The 18,851-nt window shown below is 71.1% G+C and carries 18 protein-coding genes; 12 read left to right on the top strand and 6 right to left on the bottom strand.

All coding sequences use genetic code 11. The features are described 5' to 3' along the window. The first annotated feature begins 32 nt into the window (after positions 1 to 32). The 5 genes from KUM40_RS10595 to KUM40_RS10615 are packed head-to-tail and all read left to right on the top strand — an operon-like array spanning position 33 to position 4,041. Positions 33 to 1,037, top strand: a complete 1,005-nt coding sequence (locus KUM40_RS10595; RefSeq protein WP_217165469.1) for an ABC transporter substrate-binding protein — start codon at positions 33 to 35, stop codon at positions 1,035 to 1,037. A 35-nt stretch (positions 1,038 to 1,072) separates the two neighbouring features. Further along, on the top strand, positions 1,073 to 1,915 hold the full coding sequence (locus KUM40_RS10600; RefSeq protein WP_217165471.1) for an ABC transporter permease: 843 nt from the start codon (positions 1,073 to 1,075) through the stop codon (positions 1,913 to 1,915). A 16-nt stretch (positions 1,916 to 1,931) separates the two neighbouring features. After that, complete coding sequence (locus KUM40_RS10605) at positions 1,932 to 2,768, top strand: ABC transporter permease (RefSeq protein WP_217165473.1); 837 nt, start codon at positions 1,932 to 1,934, stop codon at positions 2,766 to 2,768. Next, positions 2,753 to 3,637, top strand: coding sequence for an ABC transporter ATP-binding protein (locus KUM40_RS10610; RefSeq protein WP_217165475.1), 885 nt, complete (start codon positions 2,753 to 2,755; stop codon positions 3,635 to 3,637). The genes KUM40_RS10605 and KUM40_RS10610 overlap by 16 nt, the downstream gene beginning before the upstream one ends. Further along, positions 3,634 to 4,041: a VOC family protein gene (locus KUM40_RS10615; RefSeq protein WP_217165476.1), complete on the top strand. Its 408-nt coding sequence runs from the start codon at positions 3,634 to 3,636 to the stop codon at positions 4,039 to 4,041. The genes KUM40_RS10610 and KUM40_RS10615 overlap by 4 nt, the downstream gene beginning before the upstream one ends. A 74-nt stretch (positions 4,042 to 4,115) precedes the next feature. Here KUM40_RS10615 and KUM40_RS10620 read toward each other — a convergent pair whose 3' ends face one another. Together KUM40_RS10620 and KUM40_RS10625 are read right to left on the bottom strand one after the other, a co-directional pair. Continuing rightward, positions 4,116 to 4,922 (bottom strand): SDR family NAD(P)-dependent oxidoreductase, encoded by an 807-nt coding sequence (locus KUM40_RS10620; protein ID WP_217165478.1) that lies wholly within the window; start codon positions 4,920 to 4,922, stop codon positions 4,116 to 4,118. A 61-nt stretch (positions 4,923 to 4,983) separates the two neighbouring features. Next, positions 4,984 to 5,742, bottom strand: a complete 759-nt coding sequence (locus tag KUM40_RS10625; RefSeq protein ID WP_217165480.1) for an SDR family NAD(P)-dependent oxidoreductase — start codon at positions 5,740 to 5,742, stop codon at positions 4,984 to 4,986. A gap of 143 nt (positions 5,743 to 5,885) precedes the next feature. Between KUM40_RS10625 and KUM40_RS10630 the strand changes: the two genes are divergently transcribed. From KUM40_RS10630 to KUM40_RS10650, 5 genes are all read left to right on the top strand, one after another. Then, a complete protein-coding gene (locus KUM40_RS10630; protein WP_217165482.1) occupies positions 5,886 to 6,761 on the top strand; it encodes a fumarylacetoacetate hydrolase family protein in 876 nt (291 codons plus the stop codon). 4 nt (positions 6,762 to 6,765) lie between these two features. Further along, positions 6,766 to 7,599, top strand: a complete 834-nt coding sequence (locus KUM40_RS10635; RefSeq protein WP_217165484.1) for a fumarylacetoacetate hydrolase family protein — start codon at positions 6,766 to 6,768, stop codon at positions 7,597 to 7,599. Beyond that, positions 7,596 to 8,819 (top strand): amidohydrolase family protein, encoded by a 1,224-nt coding sequence (locus KUM40_RS10640; protein WP_217165486.1) that lies wholly within the window; start codon positions 7,596 to 7,598, stop codon positions 8,817 to 8,819. The genes KUM40_RS10635 and KUM40_RS10640 overlap by 4 nt, the downstream gene beginning before the upstream one ends. Beyond that, positions 8,816 to 10,192, top strand: a complete 1,377-nt coding sequence (locus tag KUM40_RS10645; protein WP_217165488.1) for a carboxylesterase/lipase family protein — start codon at positions 8,816 to 8,818, stop codon at positions 10,190 to 10,192. Before KUM40_RS10640 ends, KUM40_RS10645 begins: the two co-directional genes overlap by 4 nt. 61 nt (positions 10,193 to 10,253) lie before the next feature. Then, positions 10,254 to 10,787 (top strand): carboxymuconolactone decarboxylase family protein, encoded by a 534-nt coding sequence (locus KUM40_RS10650; RefSeq protein WP_217165490.1) that lies wholly within the window; start codon positions 10,254 to 10,256, stop codon positions 10,785 to 10,787. Between the two features lie 51 nt (positions 10,788 to 10,838). Here KUM40_RS10650 and KUM40_RS10655 read toward each other — a convergent pair whose 3' ends face one another. After that, entirely contained in the window at positions 10,839 to 11,996 is a 1,158-nt protein-coding gene (locus KUM40_RS10655; RefSeq protein ID WP_217165492.1) for a VCBS repeat-containing protein, read from the bottom strand. 220 nt (positions 11,997 to 12,216) lie between these two features. On the opposite strand from KUM40_RS10655, the gene KUM40_RS10660 reads away from it, so the two are divergent. Continuing rightward, entirely contained in the window at positions 12,217 to 13,029 is an 813-nt protein-coding gene (locus KUM40_RS10660; protein WP_217165494.1) for an SDR family NAD(P)-dependent oxidoreductase, read from the top strand. A gap of 32 nt (positions 13,030 to 13,061) precedes the next feature. On the opposite strand, the gene KUM40_RS10665 is transcribed toward KUM40_RS10660, so the two are convergent. Continuing rightward, positions 13,062 to 13,802, bottom strand: coding sequence for a GntR family transcriptional regulator (locus KUM40_RS10665; protein WP_217165496.1), 741 nt, complete (start codon positions 13,800 to 13,802; stop codon positions 13,062 to 13,064). A gap of 205 nt (positions 13,803 to 14,007) precedes the next feature. On the opposite strand from KUM40_RS10665, the gene KUM40_RS10670 reads away from it, so the two are divergent. Further along, the gene (locus KUM40_RS10670; protein WP_217165498.1) at positions 14,008 to 14,970 is read left to right on the top strand and encodes an alpha/beta fold hydrolase; all 963 of its coding nucleotides are present in this window, start codon (positions 14,008 to 14,010) and stop codon (positions 14,968 to 14,970) included. Positions 14,971 to 15,034: 64 nt separating this feature from the next. On the opposite strand, the gene KUM40_RS10675 is transcribed toward KUM40_RS10670, so the two are convergent. Beyond that, entirely contained in the window at positions 15,035 to 17,059 is a 2,025-nt protein-coding gene (locus KUM40_RS10675) for a hypothetical protein (RefSeq protein WP_308401118.1), read from the bottom strand. A gap of 655 nt (positions 17,060 to 17,714) precedes the next feature. Then, positions 17,715 to 18,839 (bottom strand): amidohydrolase family protein, encoded by a 1,125-nt coding sequence (locus KUM40_RS10680; RefSeq protein ID WP_217165500.1) that lies wholly within the window; start codon positions 18,837 to 18,839, stop codon positions 17,715 to 17,717. Between the last annotated feature and the right edge of the window lie 12 nt (positions 18,840 to 18,851).

Here is an 18,851-nt window from a genome sequence, read left to right on the forward strand (position 1 = left end):
CTGTGCATTACCGTGCAAAGGAGCACCTACTCATGCCGAAGCGCACGAGAAACCCGCTGGGCCGTCTCTCCATCGCCCTCGTGACGCTCGCCGTCACCGCCCCGGTCGCCGCCTGCGGCTCCGGATCCTCCTCCGCCGCCTCCGGCGACGACAGCTCGAAGATCACCGTGCTGCGCTCCAACGGCGCGCTGTTCGAGCCCCTGTACATAGCCCAGCAGCAGGGCTACTTCGACGACGCCGGACTGGATGTCACGATCAAGGCCGGCGCCCAGGACACCTCGCAGAACGCGCCGTCCGTCCTCAACGGCGAGGCCCAGTTCGCGATGACGGACTGTTCCGGTTTCCTCAAGGGCGCGGCGAAGGACATGCCGATCCGCATCGCGACCGGACTGGTCAACGCCACCGACGAGATCGACCCCACCGACGGCCTGCTGGTCAAGAAGGGCAGCTCCATCACGTCCTTCGCCGACCTGGAAGGCAAGACCGTGGGCCTGTCGGCGCTCGGTGGCACCGTCCAGTTCGCCGTGGAGTACCTGACGGAGCAGGCCGGCGGTGACCCGGGCGAAATCAAGTTCGTCTCCCTGCCGACCACCTCGCTGACCGACGCAGCCCAGAGCGGCAAGACCGACGCCGTCTTCTCCTTCGGCGCCTTCTACGCGGCCGGCAAGCAGGCCGGGCTGACCTCGATCGGGCAGGGGATGAACGACCTGCCCGGACTCACCCAGGGCGTACTGTTCGCCAGCCAGGAGTACCTGTCGAAGAACGAGGAGACGGCGAAGAAGTTCACCGACGCCGTCGCCAAGGCCATCACCTACGCCAACGAGAACCCCGACTCGGTCAAGGCGATCGACAAGAAGTACACCGAGCTGTCCGCGGACTACATCGAGAACTCCCAGAACTCGGTCTACGACAAGACCATCGACACCACCATGATGCGCACCGTCATCACCAAGATGCACGCGTACGGCCTGCTCAGCAGCGCCCCCAAGGACGACGCCATCTACTGGGACCAGGCCCCGACCGTCACCGGCGACTGACACACGGCAGAACTGACACACGGCAGAGGTACACCATGGCCATCTTCACTCCGAGCCGGCGCCCGCCCCCGGCCGCGGCACGCCCCGCCCGGCGTGCCCCGGTCGGGCAACCGGGACGACGCGGGCTCCTCCTGCTCCAGCTCTCCGCCGTCCTCGCGGCCCTCCTCGTCTGGGCGGGCATCGCCGCAGCCGGCCTCGTGAGCGAGACGGCCCTGCCCGGCCCGGTGCCGGTGTTCGGCGCGTTCCCCGACCTGTTCGGCACGTCCACCTACTGGCAGGCGGTGGGCGACACCCTCAACGGCGCCGTCACGGGATTCGTCGTGGCCGTCGTGGTGGGCGTACCGCTGGGCCTGGTGACGGGGACGTACGCCGCGGTCGAGCAGTCGTCCCGGCTGCTCGTGGACGTACTGCGCTCGTTCCCCGTCATCGCGCTGCTGCCGGTCTTCCTGCTGGTGCAGGGTTCGACTCCGACGATGAAGAGCACCGTCGTCTTCCTCGCCTGCGTCTTCCCCGTCCTCCTCCAGGCCCAGTACGGCGCCCGCGCCGTGACCCCGATGATCGCCGAGACCGTCCACAGCTACCGCGTCCCGCGGCACCTGCGGTTCCGCAAGGTCGTCCTGCCCAGTGCCACGCCCTCGATCATGACCGGGCTGCGGCTCGCGGCCACCACGTCCGTACTGGTCGCCATCGGCGTCGAGGTCCTCAGTACGGTGCCCGGTATCGGCCACGAGGTCGTCCAGGCCCAGCAGGGCGGCGCGTCGGCACAGGCGTACGCGTACATCCTCACCGCGGGCGCGATCGGTTACACGATCACCCTGCTGTCCCAGTTCGCCGAACGCCGGCTGCTGCGCTGGCGACCGCCGGCGCAGACCGACTGAGGCGGGGAGAGGCACCATGTCCCAGACCACCCCGGGCGCCTTCTGGACGTCCGCGCTCAAGCAGCTCTGGCTGCCCGTACTGGCCGTCGCCGTCCTGCTGCTCGCCACCGCGGGCAGCACCAGCTTCTACTTCCCGCCCGCCACCGACGTCCTCGCCACCCTGTGGGACCAGCTCCTGCACGAGGGCCTCGTCAGCGACCTGCTGTACTCGCTGAAGAACATCGTGCTGGGCCTGGCCGTCGCCACCGCCGTCGGTGTCGGTGCCGGGCTCGTCATCGGGGAGGTACCGCTGCTGCGGCAGGCGCTCGCCCCGCTGCTGGACTTCGCCCGCGCGACCCCGACGGTGGCGTTCGTCCCCGTCGTCATCCTCGCCCTCGGCATCGGCTCGGGCCCCAAGATCTTCCTGATCGCCCTCGGCTCGCTCTGGCCAATCCTGCTCAACACCGTCAGCGGCGTGCGCGGCGTCAACCCAGCCGTGCACGAGAGCGCGCGCAGCTACCGCATCCCCCTGCGGCTGCGCCTGCTGAAGGTCGTCCTGCCCGGCGCCCTGCCGCAGATCTTCGCCGGCGTCCGCGTCTCCCTGTCCATCGCCGTGGTCCTCATGGTCGTCAGCGAGATCTACGGCTCCCCGGTGGGCCTCGGCCACTTCATCCTCCAGAGCGGCTCCGACTTCGCCGTTCCCGAGACCTGGGCCGGCACCGTGCTCATCGGCATGCTCGGCTACGGCCTGAGCGTGCTGCTCCTCGCGGCCGAGTACCTGCTGCTCGGCTGGTATCACCAGCGTCCGCCCCGCACCCGGCGGACCAAGTCCCGCACCCGGAACGAGGTCACCACATCATGCAGCGACACATGAAGACGGGCGGATCCAGCCTGGTCGTGGAGGACGTCGGCAAGACCTTCGGCCACGGCGCGGACGAACACCGGGTGATCGAAGGTCTGTCGCTGCGGGTCGACCCGGGTGAGTTCGTCTGCGTCGTCGGCCCCTCCGGCGCTGGCAAGACCACCCTGCTGCGTTGCCTGTCCGGTCTGACCAGGCCCACCTCGGGCACCGTCCGCTACGGCGACCTGCCGGTCACCAAGCCGCTCGCCGACATCGCGGTGGTCTTCCAGGACTACCGGGGCTCCCTGCTGCCCTGGATGCGGGTGCGGGACAACGTGTCCTTCCCACTGGAGGGCATGGGCGTCAAGCGCGCCGCCCGCGCGGAGCGCGCCGAGGAGTGCCTGGACTCCGTCGGCCTCGCGGGCGTCGGCGACAAGTACCCCTGGCAGCTCTCCGGCGGCATGCAGCAGCGCGTCTCCATCGCCCGCGGCCTTGCTTACGAGGCGCCCGTGCTGCTGATGGACGAGCCCTTCGGATCGGTGGACGCCCAGTCCCGCTTCGACCTGGAGGACCTGACGCTGTCGCTGCGGGCCAAGCTCGGCATCACCGTCGTCGTCGTCACCCACGACATCGACGAGGCCGTCTACCTCGGCGACCGGGTCGTCGTCCTCGGCGGCCGGCCCACCACGGTCGTCGACAACCTCGCCGTCGACCTCGGCCCCGACCGCGACCAGCTCACCACCCGGGCCGACGCCCGCTTCACCGAGCTGCGCACCCGGGTACTGACCCTGATCCGCGCGGCGCAGGCGCCGACGGCCGGCGGGACATCCGCCGAACCCGCGGAACCCGCCGAACCCGGCGAGGCGGCCCGCGAGACGGACCCGGCGGGGCTCGGCGGATGACGACGCGCTTCGACCACGTGGGCCTCTGCGTCCCGGACCTGGAGGCCGCCACCGCCTGGTACGCCACGGCACTCGCCCTCACCGCCGCCCCCGTGTTCGCGATCCCGGGCACCGACCTGCGCGGGGTGATGCTGCTGCACGACAGCGGATTCCGCGTCGAGCTGCTGCACCGCCCCTCGGCCCGGCCGGGCCCCGCGGCGGACAGCCCCCTGGAGGCGGCGGCCACGCTCGGCTACGGCCACATGTGTCTGTGCGTGGACGACGTCGACGCGGAGTACGCCCGCCTGGTGCGGGCCGGCGCGGGGGAGAGCATGCCGCCCCGCGCTGCGCCCCGCCCCGGCGCCCGCATGGCCTTCGTGACCGACCCCTACGGCAACCTGATCGAGCTGCTGGACCGCAAGTAGGTACGGCACGGCATGTGCGGAGGCGGCCCGGGGATCCCGGGCCGCCTCCACACATGCCGTGGGGGTGTTGCGGCTCAGGCGCCGATCATGTTGTAGCCGCCGTCGGCGATCAGGAACCCGCCGGTGATGTGGTGGGCGTCCTCGGTGGCCAGGAACAGCGCCGCGCCGGCCAGTTCCTCCGGCCCCGGGATCCGGCCCATGGGCGTCAGCTTCCGCAGCTGGTCACCGCGTCCGTTCTGCCAGTCGTCCCGCCCGAGCGTGGCCGGCGTCTCGATGAAGCCGGGGGCGAAGACGTTCACCCGCACCGCCGGGGCGAAGGCGTGCGCGTAGGACTTGGTGAGGCCGATGATCCCGTACTTGGCGGCGGCGTACTGCGGGGCCCGCGCGCTGCCCCGCGCCACCACGGTGGAGCCGATGTTGACGATGGTGCCGCCGCCCTCCTGCTCCAGCATCCGCGCGCCGAACTCGTGGGTGCACAGCAGCGTGCCCTTCACGTCGACCGCCAGCACGTGGTCGATGGACTCCTCCGTGATGTCCCGCCACGACATCTGCGCACGGGCCACGTCACCGACGTTGTTGACCGCGACGTCGAGCCGACCGAAGCGGCTCCACACCTCGTCGGCCATGCGCGTGATCTGCCCGTGCTCGGCGATGTCCGCCTGGACGGCGAACGCCTTGCGGCCGAGGGCGGTGATCCGTTCGACGGTCGCCTCGGCGCCCGCGAGGGAGCCGCGGTAGTGGACCGCGACATCGGCGCCCTCCTGGGCGGCCCGCACGGCGATCTCGGCACCGAACCCGGTACCGGCACCGGTGACCAGTACGGTCTTGCCGATGAAGCGCTGGGAGGGCTGAGTGGACCGGGACGGCTGGGAGGTGGTCATGACGACTCCGTTCGACAGTGGGGGAGAAGGGGTGTGAGAGGCGGGTGCGCGAGGGGGTGGGTCATACGAGGGTCCGGCCGCCGTCGGCGTACAGCACCTGTCCGGTGACGAACGCGGCCTCGGCGGAGGCGAGGAAGAGGGTCGGGCCGACCAGGTCGTCCGGGAGTCCGAGGCGACCGGCCGGGACCAGTGCCTCCAGGGAGGCGCGCATGCCGGGCTTGGCCAGGTGGGCGCGGGTGAGGTCGGTCTCGGTGTAGCCGGGGGCCACCGCGTTGACGGTGACTCCGTGCGGCGCCCACTCGCGCGCCATGACCCGCATGAGCTGGTTGACGCCGCCCTTGGTGGCCGCGTACGGGGCGTGGTCCCGGTGGGCGAGCCGGCCCGACACCGAGGAGAGATAGACGAGCCTGCCGTACCCCTGCTCCACCATGCGGGCGCCGACCGCGCGGCCCAGCCAGAAGCCGCTGCTCAGGTTAATGGCGACGATCCGTTCCCAGACCTCGTCGGGGGTCTCCAGGACGGGCCTGCGGTCGTTGTGGCCGACCGCGTGAACGAACACGTCGAGGCCTCCCAGGCGTTCGGCGGCCTCGGTGACCGCCGCACGGCAGGCGTCGGCGGAGGTCAGGTCGGCGGTCAGGCCGTGCACCGTCCCGGTTCCGTCGGCGGGCGCGCGGGACAGCCTGGCCAACTGCCCCGCGTCCCGGTCCAGCACGACCACATCGGCTCCGGCGTCGGCGAGCGCCGCTGTCACAGCACCGCCGATCCCTCCCGCACCGGCGACGAGCGCACGGGTGCCGGAGAAGTTCCACATCGTCTTCATACCTCGGGACCGTAGTCGACACCGAATCAAGGTGTCCACACTTCGTAGGTGTGCTGACGTCATTGACGTGAATAACGGGATCGTGCAGGCTGAGTGTCGACAGTTAAGGGTGCAGCAGTGGCAGCAGTGACACGGAGGCCTTGATGAAACTGGTGACGTTCGACGCGGGACTCGTGGGGCGCCTGGTCGGCGACACGGTGGTGGAACTCGACGTTCCGTCCACCCGGGAGTTCTTCGAGCGCGAAGGCCGGGCAGCCGGCGAGACGGGACGGACGTTCCCCCTCGCCGAGGTGCGGCTGCGGGCACCGATCGTGCCGAAGAAGTTCTTCCACACCGCCGGAAACTTCCGCGAGCACCACGAGGACCTGGAACGCGTCGACTGGTCCCACCCGGTCAACAAGGGCATCGTGTTCTTCCAGAACGTCGACGCGATCGTCGGCCCCGACGACCCGATCGTGTACCCGGCGAACCTGACCCGGGAACTGGACTACGAGCTGGAACTCGCCGTGATCATCGGCAAGCCGGGCAAGTTCTTCACCGCCGAGCAGGCCGTCGAGCACATCGCCGGCTACCTCGTCTTCAACGACATCACCGCGCGCGACATCCAGCGCAGGGAGATGGAGTCCGGCGTCTTCTCCTTCTCCAAGGCCATCGACACCTTCTGCCCGATCGGCCCGTACATCGTCACCGCCGACGAGATCGGCGACCCCCACGACCTGGACATGGAACTGCGGGTCAACGGCGACGTCCGGCAGAAGTCGAACACCTCCCGCATGTCGGTGTCGATCCCCCAGCTGGTCGCCTACCACTCGCCGCAGACCTACAGCGCGGGCGACATCGTCACCACCGGCACCGTCGCCGGTGTCGCCGCGAGCACCGAGGACCCGTTCGCCAACTACCTCAGGCCCGGCGACGTCGTCGAGGCCGAGATCGAGAAGCTGGGCGTGCTGCGCAACCGGGTCGTCTCCTGGCAGGACGCGCACGGCACGCCCGAGCCGCCCGCCGAACAGTGGGTGTGAGGCCATGCGCATCGCCAACCTTGCGGGCCGGATCGCCCTGCTGACCGGGGACGGCGCCGTCCCCGTCGCCACCGGCGGTTTCGACCCCGACCCGGCCGCCCTCTTCGACCAGTGGGACGCCCTGCTGCGCTGGTCCGCCGACGTTGATCCGGCCAGGGCCGTGCCGTACAAGGAGTCCGACCTGCGCGCGCCCGTGCCCGCGCCGGGCCAGATCTTCGCCGTCGCCCTCAACTACCGCCCGCACACGGCCGAGGCGGGGTACGAGGAACCGGCCGAACCGCTGGTCTTCACCAAGTTCCCCACCTGCCTCACCGGCGCGTACACCACGATCGACCTGCCGCCCGGCCATGTCGACTGGGAGCTGGAGGCGGTCGCGGTCATCGGTCGCGACGCCCACCGCGTGCCGCAGGAGAACGGCTGGGACCCGGTGGTCGCGCTGACCGTGGGACAGGACCTGTCCGAGCGGATCACCCAGCTCGCCGGCCGCCCCGCCCAGTTCTCGCTGGGCAAGTCCTTCCCCGGCTTCGGCCCGGTGGGCCCCGCACTGGTCGGCACCGGCGCCCTCGCCGGCCGCGACGACCTGGAACTCACCTGCGAACTGAACGGGGACGTCGTCCAGCACGACCGCACCTCGAACATGATCTTCCCGATCCCCCGGTTGGTCGCCCACCTCAGCGCGATCTGTCCCCTGCGCCCCGGCGACCTGATCTTCACCGGCACCCCCGCGGGCGTCGGCAACCGCCGCACCCCGCAGCGCTTCATAGGTCCCGGTGACACCCTGGTCAGCAGGATCGAGGGACTGGGCGAGATGCGGCACACCTTCAGGAGCGCACCATGAGCGACACGACCGTCTTCACCGACGTCCGGGTCTTCGACGGCACCGGCCGCGACCCCTTCCCCGCGGAGGTCCTGGTCGAGGGCGATCGCATCACCGCCGTCGCCCCGCAGCTCCCGGCCGCCAGGCGGACGGGAGCCCGGGTGGTGGACGGGGGCGGCGGCACCCTCATCCCCGGCCTGGTCGACTCCCACACCCACCTGGGCTTCGGCTCCACCACCGAGCACATGTCGCGCCGCCGCGACGAGCCCGACGAGGAGAAGGCCCTGCTGGTGGCCCACGCGGGCCGGGTCCTGCTGGACCACGGCATCACCAGCGCCTACTCCGGCGGCAACCGCCTGCCTCGCACCGAACTCGCCGCCCGCAAGGCCTTCGCGGAGGGCTGGATGCCGGGACCGCGCTTCAAGGCTGCCTCCTGGGAGGGCACCGCGGGCATGCGCGAACCGGGCGTCTACGACTTCCCCGGCATCGACGACCGGGCCTCCGACCCGGACTCGGTGAGCGACTTCGTCGGAGAGATGGCTGACCTGGGTGTCGACATCGTGAAGCTGTCCCTGTCGGGCGAGAGCGCGGTCGTGCAGGGCACCTCGCGGATCGTGCAGTTCACCGACGAGGAGGTCGCCGCCGCCGCGGCCACCGCCCGGCGGCGCGGGGTGTGGCTGACCGCCCACGCGCACGCCGCCGAGTCCGTCAAGATGGCCGTCCGGCACGGCATCCGCGCCGTCTACCACTGCACCTTCGCCGACGAGGAGGCCCTCGACCTCCTCGAAGCCGCGAAGGACCGCCTGTTCGTCGCCCCCACCCCCGGCATCATCCACGCCAACCTGCACGAGGCCGACAGCGAACCCGAGCCCGGCATGGAGGTCGAGGCCACCCAGAAGGCGGTCAAGCAGGTCGTCCCCGAACTGGTCCGGCGCGGCATCCGCGTCGTCCCCGGCGGCGACTACGGCTTCGCCTGGAACCCGGTCGGCCGCAACACCCGCGACCTGGAACTGTTCGTCGACTGGTTCGGCTTCACCCCCGCCGAGGCACTGCGCGCCGCCACACAGTACGGCGGGCAGGTCATGGACATGGGCGACGAACTCGGCCTGGTCCGCGAGGGTTTCCTCGCCGACCTCGTCCTCGTCGACGGCGACCCGCTGGACGACATCCGCATCCTCCAGGACCGCGACCGGCTGACGACGATCATGAAGGACGGCGTGCTCCACAAGGCGTCGGTGTGAGCGCCGCGACCGGGGGCGGGCCCGACCCGCGCGCCCGCCCAGCCGCCGGCCGGCTGCGGGGGGAGTGGGACGGCCCGGTCGCCGTCTTCCGCGGCGTTCCCTTCGCCGCGCCCCCGGTCGGCGACCTGCGCTGGCGACCGCCCCGGCCCGCCGCGCCCTGGGACGGTGAACGCCGCGCCGACACCTTCGGGCCGGCGCCCCTCCAGCCCCAGCCCCCCGCCGACTCGGTCATGTACCACACCAACTTCGCCGACCGGCGTGCCCTGGTGATGAGCGAGGACTGCCTCTACCTCAACGTGTGGACACTCGACCCCGCGCCGGGCACCGGACTGCCGGTCATGGTCTGGATCCACGGCGGCGGCAACCGCTACGGGCACGGCTCGCAGGACATCCACGACGGCCGGTCCATGGCCGGCCGGGGCGTGGTCGTCGTCACCCTCAACCACCGCCTCGGCGCGCTCGGCTTCCTCGCCCACCCCGAGCTGGCCGCCGAGGACGACCGCGGCGCGTCCGGCAACTACGGCCTGCTCGACATCGTCGCCGCCCTGACCTGGGTGAAGGAGAACATAGCGGCCTTCGGTGGCGACCCCGACCGGATCACCCTGGCCGGCAACTCCGCCGGGGCCGCGCACATCTGCCACCTCATGGCGGCGCGGGCGGCCCGCCCGCTCTTTCGCGCCGCCCTCGGGCAGAGCGCCTCCGGCGTGGGCCGGGCCGAGGGACCGCTCCCGACACAGGCCGACGCCCAGAAGGGGGGACTGGCCTACGCGGACGGGTTCGGCGGCCGGGACATCGGCGCGCTGCGGCGCGTCTCGGGCGTCGAACTGGTCGTACGCGGCCACTTCGGGCCGGTCGTCGACGGCCGGGTCCTGACCGAGGCGACCGACGACGTCTTCGCGTCCGGCCGCCAGCACGACGTCCCGCTGCTGGTCGGCACCAACGAGGACGAGGGCACGGTGTACGCCGCGGCGGGCGAGGACGCCGGGGCCGTCGGCGACGCCCGGTTCGTGGGCCCCGTATGGCACTGGGCCCGCACTCACCGCGACACCGGCACCTCGCCGGTGTGGATGTACCGCTTCGCCCGCCGTCCCCCGCTGCCACCGGGACTGCCCGACCTCGGCGTCCACCACACCGCCGAACTCCCCTACGTACTCGACAACCTGGCCCAGCGCCCCACCTGGCGCTGGCAGGGCACCGACCGGCGCCTGGCGGCGCTACTGGCCGACACCTGGGCGCGCTTCGTGACGTCGGGCGATCCGAACGGCACAAGACTGCCGTCCTGGCCGCGCTTCACCGGCCCCGACACCACCCCCGCCCTGGTCTTCGGTGCATCCGTACGCCAGGACGTCCTGCGCCGCCCCGCCCGCCCGTAACCCCTGCTCGCAAGCACTGCCCGTAAGCACTGCCCGTAAGTACTGAGAGAGGACAAACCCCGTGGCACGACTGCCGGGTACCGACGGAGACGGGGACATCGCCGCCCGCATCTGTGAACGGCGCGGGGGCAGCCTGCGCCCCCTCGACCGGATGCTGCTGCACAGCCCGCAGCTGGCGGACGGCTGGAACAGCCTGCTCGGCGCGATCCGGCAGCGCATCACCCTCCCCGCCGACGTCCGCGAACTCGTCATCCTGCGGATCGCCGTCCTCAACCGGGCCGACTACGAGTGGGCCTCCCACGAGGGCGACGCACGCGCCGCGGGACTCGGCGACGCCCAGCTCGACGCGGTCCGCGACGAGCACGCCGGGGTGCACCCGGCCCTGGACGAGCGCCTGCGCCGGGTCATCGACTACACGGATGCCATGACCCGGCACGTGCACGTCCCCGCCCCCGTCTTCGACGCGCTGCGCGACCACTTCACCCCGGCCGAACTGGTGGAACTGACCGCCACCGCCGCCGCGTACAGCATGGTGTCCCGATTCCTGGTCGCCCTGGAGGTGGAGCTGCCGGCGGGCTCGACCACAGGTTCGTAGCCGGGCAGTCGAACGATCGCTGTCGTGGATCACGCGGGCCCGCCGAGGCCGCTACCCGCAGCGCCCCTTGAAGACGTCCACCTGCCCGCCCGTGCTGTTCGCCACCACGATGTCCCGTACGCGGTCGCCGTTCAGGTCGGCCGCTGCGGCGTCGTACGCGCCCGGCGCGGTCAGTTCGGCGGTCTGCCGCGGTGTTCCGGTGGCCGAACCGCTGTAGACCGTCACGGAGTTGCCCTTCAGCGAGGACACCATGAGGTCCGTGGTGCCGTCGCGGTCCAGGTCCGCCGAGGCGACCGCGACGGGCAGCGCCGGCGTGGTGAGGGAGACGGCGGCCCGGAAGGTCCCGTCCCCGTTGCCGTACAGGACGTCCAGGGTGTTGGAGTCGTTGCTGACGGAGGCCAGGTCGACCGTGCCGTCCTTGTCGAAGTCGCCCTGGGTCAGGGAGTAGAGGCGGGCGGTGGCCGGCTGGTCGGCCGGGGCGCCGAGCGCCCCGGTGCCGTCGCCGAGCAGGATACTCACCCCGTCCGAGCCGACGCTCGCGGTGGCCACGTCCGCCGCGCCGTCGCCGTCGAAGTCGGCCACGACGATGCCGTGCGGCTGGCCGCCGGTCGGGGTGTCACCCCGGTCCTCGAAGGTGCCGTCGCCCCGGCCCAGCAGTACCCGCACCGAGTTCGGCCCCTGTTCGGCGACGACGAGATCGGCGTGGCCGTCGCCGTCGAGGTCACCGGTGGCCAGCGCCCGCGGCGCCGTGCCCACGTCCAGGGCGGTGGCGGCGGCGAACGTTCCGTCGCCGTTGTTGCGCAACACGCTGACCTGGGCGCCACCGAAGTCGGCGGTGGCCAGGTCGGGGTGGTGGTCGCCGTCGAAGTCGGCGACCACGGTCTCGTAGGGGTGGGTGCCGACGGCGTAGGTCGCGCCCGGGGCGAACGTCCCGCCGCCCCGGCCGAGCAGCACCGTCACCGAGTCGCCCTCCAGATTCGCGGCCACGAGGTCCTGGCGGCCGTCGCCGTCCAGATCGGCGAAGACCACGTGCCGGGGGTTGGTGGACGTCGTGGCCGAGGCGCCGGGCTGCTGCACGTAGGACAACGCGCACGGGCAGCTGGGCCCGTGGGCGGGGCCGCCGGTCCCGGCGGCGGCACCGGCGGAGGCCAGCATCAGTGCCGATCCGGCGGCGGCCAGAGCAGCGCGGTAGGTGCGGCTGAGCTTCATACGGGGGTCCTCTCGGAGGTATGCGCCAGAGGTATGCGTCAGAGGTGAGCCAGAGGCGTATGTACGGGGAGCCACCGCGAGAGCATGCCGCACTCGGCAGCTTCTGTCGACAGTTTCGTCATTCTGTGGCCATGAAGTGCTTGACTGGGCCATACTGTCGACACTAGGAAAGGGCGTGGGGGAGATTCGCCACCCCGGACCGCCGTACTCAGGAGGACATGTGACGACCGCACCCCACCCCGAGCCCGCCCGGACCCCCGCCACCGGCCGGCTCTCCGGCAAGGTCGCCCTCGTCACCGGCGCGGGTGCCGGGATCGGCCAGGGCTGCGCCCTGCTCTTCGCGGAGCAGGGCGCGACCGTCGTCGGCTGCGACATCGACCCGGCGGCGGCCGAACGTACCCGCAAGCTCGCCGCCGACCGCGGACTCGCCGTGGACGTGATCGGCCCGCTCGACATGACCGACCCCGGCGACGCCCGGCACTTCGCGGACGAGGTGTACGCCCGGCACGGCCGGATCGACGCGCTGGTCACCGCGGGCGCCATCGCCCCGCACATGGCCACCGCCGCGGACATGGACTACCACCAGGAGTGGACCCCGACCATGCGCGGCGAGGTCGACGTCGTCTTCCTGCCGGTGCAGGCCGCCTGGCGCCATCTGCGGGCGTCCGGCGGCGGCTCGATCGTCAACTTCGCCTCCGTCAACGCCTTCCGCGGCAGCGGGAACTTCGGCATGGTCGCCCATTGCGCGGGCAAGGCCGCCGTGCTCGGTCTGACCCGGCAACTCGCGGTGGAGGGCGGACCGCTCGGCATCCGCGCCAACACCATCTCGCCCGGGATGGTCCGCACCCCCGCCACCGAGTCGGCCGGCGCCCACGAGGGCGCGACCCAGCGGGCCCTGCTCGACCGCATCCCGCTGGGACGGGTCGGCAGGCCCGAGGACATCGCCTGGTGCGCGGTCTACCTGGTGTCGCAGGAGTCCACGTGGGTCACGGGCGGCAACTTCCCCGTGGACGGCGGAGTCCTGGCCAAGTAGCCCCGGACAGGCCGCCCCGGACCAGGTGGCGTTCAGGCGCTCGCGCGCCGCTTGCGGGCCGGCTTCCGGTCGGCCCCGGAGTCCTGCGCTATCTGGTCCTCCACCGCGCGCAGCGCCCGTACGGTCGCGCCGGCGATCAGGGCCGAGGCCAGTTCGCCGTCCCGCTCCTCGCACGCCTGGATCAGCCGCTCCTGGTCGTCGACGCTGTAGGCGAGACGGCCGGGCCGGGTCAGGCTCAGGTGCCGCAGCATCAATGTCCGCAGCGCGAGGGAGTCCAGGATCTGCTTCAGCGTGGTGTTGCCGACGATCTCGGTCATCCGCTCCTGCAGCTGCACATGGCTCCAGAAGTACGCGTCCACGTCCCCGGCGTCGGCCAGTTCCCGCATCTTCTCGACCCGGGTGCGCAGCTCGGCCAGCTCCTCGTCACCTGCCCGCTCGACCAGCAGTCCGGCGAGCATCGACAGCAGATGCCTGCGTACCTGGTAGGTGTCCCGGATCTCGGCGAGGGACGGGGCGGCGACCCGGGGCCGGCGCCGGGCCTTCATCTCGACCAGGCCCTCCTGCTCCAGCAGCATCAGGGCCTCACGCACGGGGGTGCGGCTGGTGTCGAACCGGCGTGACAGCTCGACACTGTTGAGGTCCTGCCCCGGCTCCAGCCGGCCCTCGATGATGCCGGCCCCGACCCATCCGGCGATCTGCGCGACCAGCGGCTCACGCCGGTCCCTCAGTCGCAGCAGACGTTCCAGCACCAGGTCCATGTCCTGACCGGCCATGCGCCGTGTCCCCTTGTGTGATCGGTTCTTTCGCAGATTTCACAGTCGATACAACGGTGTCGACACTACCGCACTCCCGGGCGCCCTCATGGGCCGATCCATCTTCTGTTGTCGTCAGCTGTCGACAGCTGACGCGATGGTCGACGGTTTCGGCAGGCGCCACGGGCACTTGGCCGCAGCGATCCTCACATCCTGGAGGGAAACAGTGGAGAAGAACAGTGGAACCCGTCCGTCCGTCAGCAGACGCACCGTGGTCGGTTCGGCCGTCCTGGCCGCGCTGGCCACGGCCGGCACCGCCGCGGGCACCACCGCCCGGGCCGCCTCCCGCACCGACGCGGAGCCGTGGGAGCCGGTGCCGCTGCCCGAGCAGGCGCCGGCCACCGAGCACCAGGTGCCCGTGGCGGGTGGCGGCAGCCTGTGGTGCTGGGACACCGGCGGCCGTGGCGAACCCGTCGTCCTGCTGCACCCCGGATCGGGCAGCGGCGAGAGCTGGCCGTACCAGCAGCCGGTCCTCGCCGTGGCGGGACACCGGGTGATCGGCTACTCGCGGCGCGGCGCGTACGGCTCGGTGGCCGGCACCAGGGCGGAGGCCGACACGGCCTCCGGGGACCTCGACACCCTCGCCGACCACCTCGGCCTGGACCGCTTCCACCTGTCCGGCTCCGCCGCTGGCGGCCCGGTCGCGATCGACTACGCCCTCTCGCACCAGGGCCGGCTGCGCAGCCTCACCGTCTCCGGCAGTGTCATGGGGGTGCGGGACGCCGCGTACCTGGAACTGAGCGAGGGGCTGCGGCCCGAGCCCTTCGAGGACCTGCCCGTGGACTTCCGGGAACTGGGCCCCTCCTACCGGGCCGGCGACCCCGACGGCGTGGCGGCCTGGCTGGCGGTCAATGCCCGCGCGCGGACCGCGGACTCCTTCGCCCAGTCCCTCGCGCACGAGATCACCTGGGACGCCCTGGCGACGCTCACACTCCCGATCCAGCTCGTCACCGGTGACGCCGACCTCTACACCCCGCCGTCGATCCTGCGCCTCGCCGCCGGGCACCTGTGCGACGCGCGGATGCATGTCGTCGACGAGTCCGGCCACAACCCCCACTGGGAGCAGCCCACGGTGTGGAACCGCCTGCTGCTCTCCTTCCTGCGTCGGCACGCGGCCCGCAAGCGGTAGCCGTGTGCCGACGTGAACGGCCCCCAGGATGTCTCCTCATCCTGGGGGCCATTTCAGACGCGGGTCACGCCACGGTCAGCGTGAGCGCCCCCGTGTAGGAGGTGCCCGCCTTGATCGCGGTGGGCGTGCCGTCGACCGTCAGCGTCACCTTCTTGCCCCTGGGCGCCTTGACGGACGCGTTGGAGGCGAGGGTGAGGGCGCTCAGGTACGAGGTGCCGGTGACCGTCCAGGTGGACCGGCTGCCGAGGGTCACGACCACGCCGTTGTTGACGACCGCGCCCGGGGTGTTGGTGACCTCGCTGATCTCGCGGTACTGCTCGATGGTGATGGTGGAGACGTGGTGCTTGGTGGTGGTGGCCGAGATGACGCCCTTCACGGTGGACCGGGTGAAGTCCAGTACGAGGTTCTGGCCCTCGAGGTCGGCGTTGCCGCCGCCGCGGACGGCGTTGTAGAAGTCGCCGGCCAGGTCGATGTCGGTGAACGAGGCCGTGGAGTCGGTGGCCTGGGCACTGGTGGTGACCCAGGTCGTGGACTTGGTGGCGGAGCCGGTGGGGTCGGTGTAGGTGCCGATCATCTCGGTCGTCCAGGGCTTGCCCGTGACCTGGACGCTGCTGGGCCGGTCGGTGTCCATCAGCTGGAAGATGATGCCGTTGCCCGGGTTCAGGCGGGCACCCTTGCTGCCGTCGACGGTGACCGTGGCCGCGACCGACTTGCACATGAACGTGGCCTCGCCGGTGTCGACGCGAGTGCCGCCGTCGATGTCGACGGACCCGTCCGCGTACCACAGCACCATGAACCGGCCGGCCCTGATGTGGGTCGACTTCTCCGGCAGCTTGCGCAACTCGGAGCTGGTGAGGCCGAGTTCGAGGGACTCGTTGAGTTCGGCGACGGCTTCGCGGGTGCTGTCGCCGTAATGGGCCGAGGAGCCCCAGTGGATGAGGGCGTAGTCGCCGACGTCGTAGGTGCAGCCGAGGAAGTGCTCGGTGACGCCGCCGATGGCGTAGGAGCCGTAGCCCTCGCCGCCGGTGTTGGAGATCTTGCTGTTGATGGCGGTGAGGACGCAGTCGCTGCCGCCGTCCACCGACAGCGCGCCCCACTTCTCCGAGGAGATGGAGGAGTTGATGTAGGAGGCCCGGGTGCTCGCGCCCAGCAGGTTGGTGGCGCGGACGTTGCCGGAGATGCCCAGCATCCAGGGCACGGTGATCATGTACCTGGTGTCGCCGGTGCCGGTCGCCGGGTACTCGTCGGGCACGTGCTCGCCGTCGGCACAGTGGATCGTGGAGTTCTTGACGACGACGTTGGCGGTGGCGTCGGCGATGACCGCCGTGCGGACCAGGCCCTGGTTTCTGATGGTGGCGCCGTCCAGGACGAGGTTGGTTCCCTCGCCGGTGCCGACGACGGAGGCGCCGTAACCGATGAAGTCGCAGCGGCCGTTGCCGTCGAAGGCGATCTTCGGCTTGGTCAGCTCGTAGGTGGCGCCGCCGGTGACGTACACGCCGTTGAAGGACTCGCCGTTGGACAGCAGGGTGATGTTGTGCGACCCGGTGTCGCCGACGGTGCCGCCGCGGACGTCGGACGGCACGGACTTGCTCTCGTCGACGCCGTCCGCGTCGACGTAGATGGCCTGGCGGATGGGGAAGACCAGGTCGCTGTAGTCGACGTCGTTGGCCACGGCGACCGTCAGGATCACCTTGCCCCGGTAGGTCCCGGGGGCGATCGCGGTGGCGAGTCCCCCGTAGCCGTCGGTGAGTTCGCTGAGCTTGCCGCCCGTCTCCACTCCGTTCACGGTCAGGGTCAGACCGTGTCCGTCCGGGGCGGCGATGGTGCCGCCCTCCTCGATGGTGAGGGCACCCACCGTGGTCGTCTCGGTGAGCTCCAGGGTCTCCCCGGACCTCACCTTGATGGTCTTGCAGTTCTCCGTGCCCTTCTTCCTGCTCTGGGCCGCCGCCGGGGTGACCAGAGCCGGCACCGTCGCGAGCCCGGCGACCGCGATCAGAATGGCCCGGGGCCGGGCGCGGTAGCTGACCTCGCGGTCCTGCAAGGAGGTGATGGCCGGGCGGCCGGCGTCGGTAGTGCTCGTGCGTACCACTGTGAACTCCCTTGTCTTCCAGTGCGTTCGGGCATGACCGACCGGTACCGCTGCCGGCCGGGACGGTAGGGAACGAGGGGTGGGCCGATGAGGGAACGGCAGCAGGCTGCCGTTCCCCCGGCCCTGGCTCAGGGGAAGCCGAGGGGTCGGCTGTCCGGTGCGGCAGGGCGGCCGACCGGCCCCGGGGCAGGCTGCGACGCGGGCCCTGAAGTCGCTGCGCACAGAGCTGTCTTGGGGCCGGCGTGCATGGCTGTTCTCCTCGGTGAGGTTCGACATGGACGATACTGTCGACACTTATCGCGTCTCAAGGGGTGCGTCCGTATGAATATCGTCGAGTCTGGCGACACTAGAGGAGTGGGGTGCGGAGACGGACCGACTGAGGTGCCGCCGTGCGCCAGTTGTGCTCCGTCGCCCGTAGCGGCGGGACTCCTGCGCGGCCGACCATGATCCGTTTCTGGAGCCTCAGGTCGGTGATGCGGCCTTCGCCGACACGGAGTTGAACGCGGTGGTGATGCCCCCGCACGGCCGCGGGCGTTGGGCATGGCGGCGAACCGGCACCTTCGCGCCGAGGTCTGGGTCGCAGTGCACGGGTGCCGGGTGCCGGGCCGCCCGGCACCGGCGGCGTGCGTGAGAACGCGGGCGGTGCCGGTGTCGTTCAGCGGATGCGTTGTCCCTTGATCCAGATGCCTTGGATGCGGGTGGTGGTGCTGATGTCTCGGGTGGAGTCGCCATCGACGAGTAGCAGGTCGGCACGTCGGCCGGTCTCGATCGCGCCTCGGTCGGGCAGTGCGAAGACCTCGGCCGCGGTGACGGTCGCTGCGCGCAGGGCCTGGACCGGGGTCAGGCCGGCTTCGACGAGGAGGCCGAGTTCGTCGTGCAGGCTTTCCCCCGCCGATGGGGAGAACGGCGCTGTGGAGTCCTGGTTGGCGTCGGTGCCGGCGACGACGGTCACGCCGGCCGCCAGGTAAGCGGCTGTGGACCTGCGGGCGCCGGCGTACTCCAGCTTCGGCATCAGCCTGGCCGCGGCCTGGGCTCGCAAGAGGGGGCGCCTGCCGAGGGCGGAGGTCAGCCCGCGCATCATGGTCAGGGTCGGCGACACCACGATTCCCTTGGCGGCGACCTCTCTCGGCACCTCGGGGTCCAGTTCACCGGCGATGGGGACATGGGTGAGGATGTCGACGCCCGCGACGACGGCCCTGTGGACGGATACCGGGGTCGTGGTATGAGCGATCACTTTCAGACCCTTGGCGTGGGCGCGCTCGACCAGTGCCGAGATCACCTCGGGGGAGAGTGCCTGGGTGCCGGGCTGCTTGGGGTCCTCGATGATGATCTTGACGTAGTCGACGGAGCAGCGGGCCTGCGCGTCGATGAATCGGCCCGCGTCCGCGATGCCGGCCACGCCGATGGACTCGGGGTAGCCCATCTTCGTGATCTGCGTCGCTTTCGGCGCCACGGCCGGATAGCCGGCGCTGTAGAGGTCGGTCACCCCGTCGTGGTGGCGCAGCTTCAGTAGCGACTCGGGATCAGGGGTGGCCATGTCCAGGACCGTGGTCACCCCCCAGTGGCCGTAGGTCTTCAGATTGTCCAGCGTTTCGACGTGGACGTGTGTGTCGATCAGACCGGGGAGCATGGTGGCCCCGTCGGCGTCCACGACCTGATCGGGCGTCGCGATCGCATCGCAGATCAGCCCGTTCGCCATGGAAACCGATCGGGGGCTGGTGAGTTGATGTCCGTCGAAGACCCGGACATTGGTGATCGTCGTACTGGCCGCACGCTTCAAGGCGACTCCATC

Origin of the sequence: Streptomyces sp. AC512_CC834 (assembly GCF_019049325.1) — a bacterium.
In the GTDB taxonomy this organism is placed as follows: domain Bacteria; phylum Actinomycetota; class Actinomycetes; order Streptomycetales; family Streptomycetaceae; genus Streptomyces.

Excerpts from the sequence above, each read along its gene's own strand:
- KUM40_RS10595 (WP_217165469.1), top strand. The coding sequence starts at position 33 with ATGCCGAAGCGCACGAGAAACCCGCTGGGCCGTCTCTCCATCGCCCTC.
- KUM40_RS10600 (WP_217165471.1), top strand. The coding sequence starts at position 1,073 with ATGGCCATCTTCACTCCGAGCCGGCGCCCGCCCCCGGCCGCGGCACGC.
- KUM40_RS10605 (WP_217165473.1), top strand. The coding sequence starts at position 1,932 with ATGTCCCAGACCACCCCGGGCGCCTTCTGGACGTCCGCGCTCAAGCAG.
- KUM40_RS10610 (WP_217165475.1), top strand. The coding sequence starts at position 2,753 with ATGCAGCGACACATGAAGACGGGCGGATCCAGCCTGGTCGTGGAGGAC.
- KUM40_RS10615 (WP_217165476.1), top strand. The coding sequence starts at position 3,634 with ATGACGACGCGCTTCGACCACGTGGGCCTCTGCGTCCCGGACCTGGAG.
- KUM40_RS10620 (WP_217165478.1), bottom strand. The coding sequence starts at position 4,922 with ATGACCACCTCCCAGCCGTCCCGGTCCACTCAGCCCTCCCAGCGCTTC.
- KUM40_RS10625 (WP_217165480.1), bottom strand. The coding sequence starts at position 5,742 with ATGAAGACGATGTGGAACTTCTCCGGCACCCGTGCGCTCGTCGCCGGT.
- KUM40_RS10630 (WP_217165482.1), top strand. The coding sequence starts at position 5,886 with ATGAAACTGGTGACGTTCGACGCGGGACTCGTGGGGCGCCTGGTCGGC.
- KUM40_RS10635 (WP_217165484.1), top strand. The coding sequence starts at position 6,766 with ATGCGCATCGCCAACCTTGCGGGCCGGATCGCCCTGCTGACCGGGGAC.
- KUM40_RS10640 (WP_217165486.1), top strand. The coding sequence starts at position 7,596 with ATGAGCGACACGACCGTCTTCACCGACGTCCGGGTCTTCGACGGCACC.
- KUM40_RS10655 (WP_217165492.1), bottom strand. The coding sequence starts at position 11,996 with ATGAAGCTCAGCCGCACCTACCGCGCTGCTCTGGCCGCCGCCGGATCG.
- KUM40_RS10665 (WP_217165496.1), bottom strand. The coding sequence starts at position 13,802 with ATGGCCGGTCAGGACATGGACCTGGTGCTGGAACGTCTGCTGCGACTG.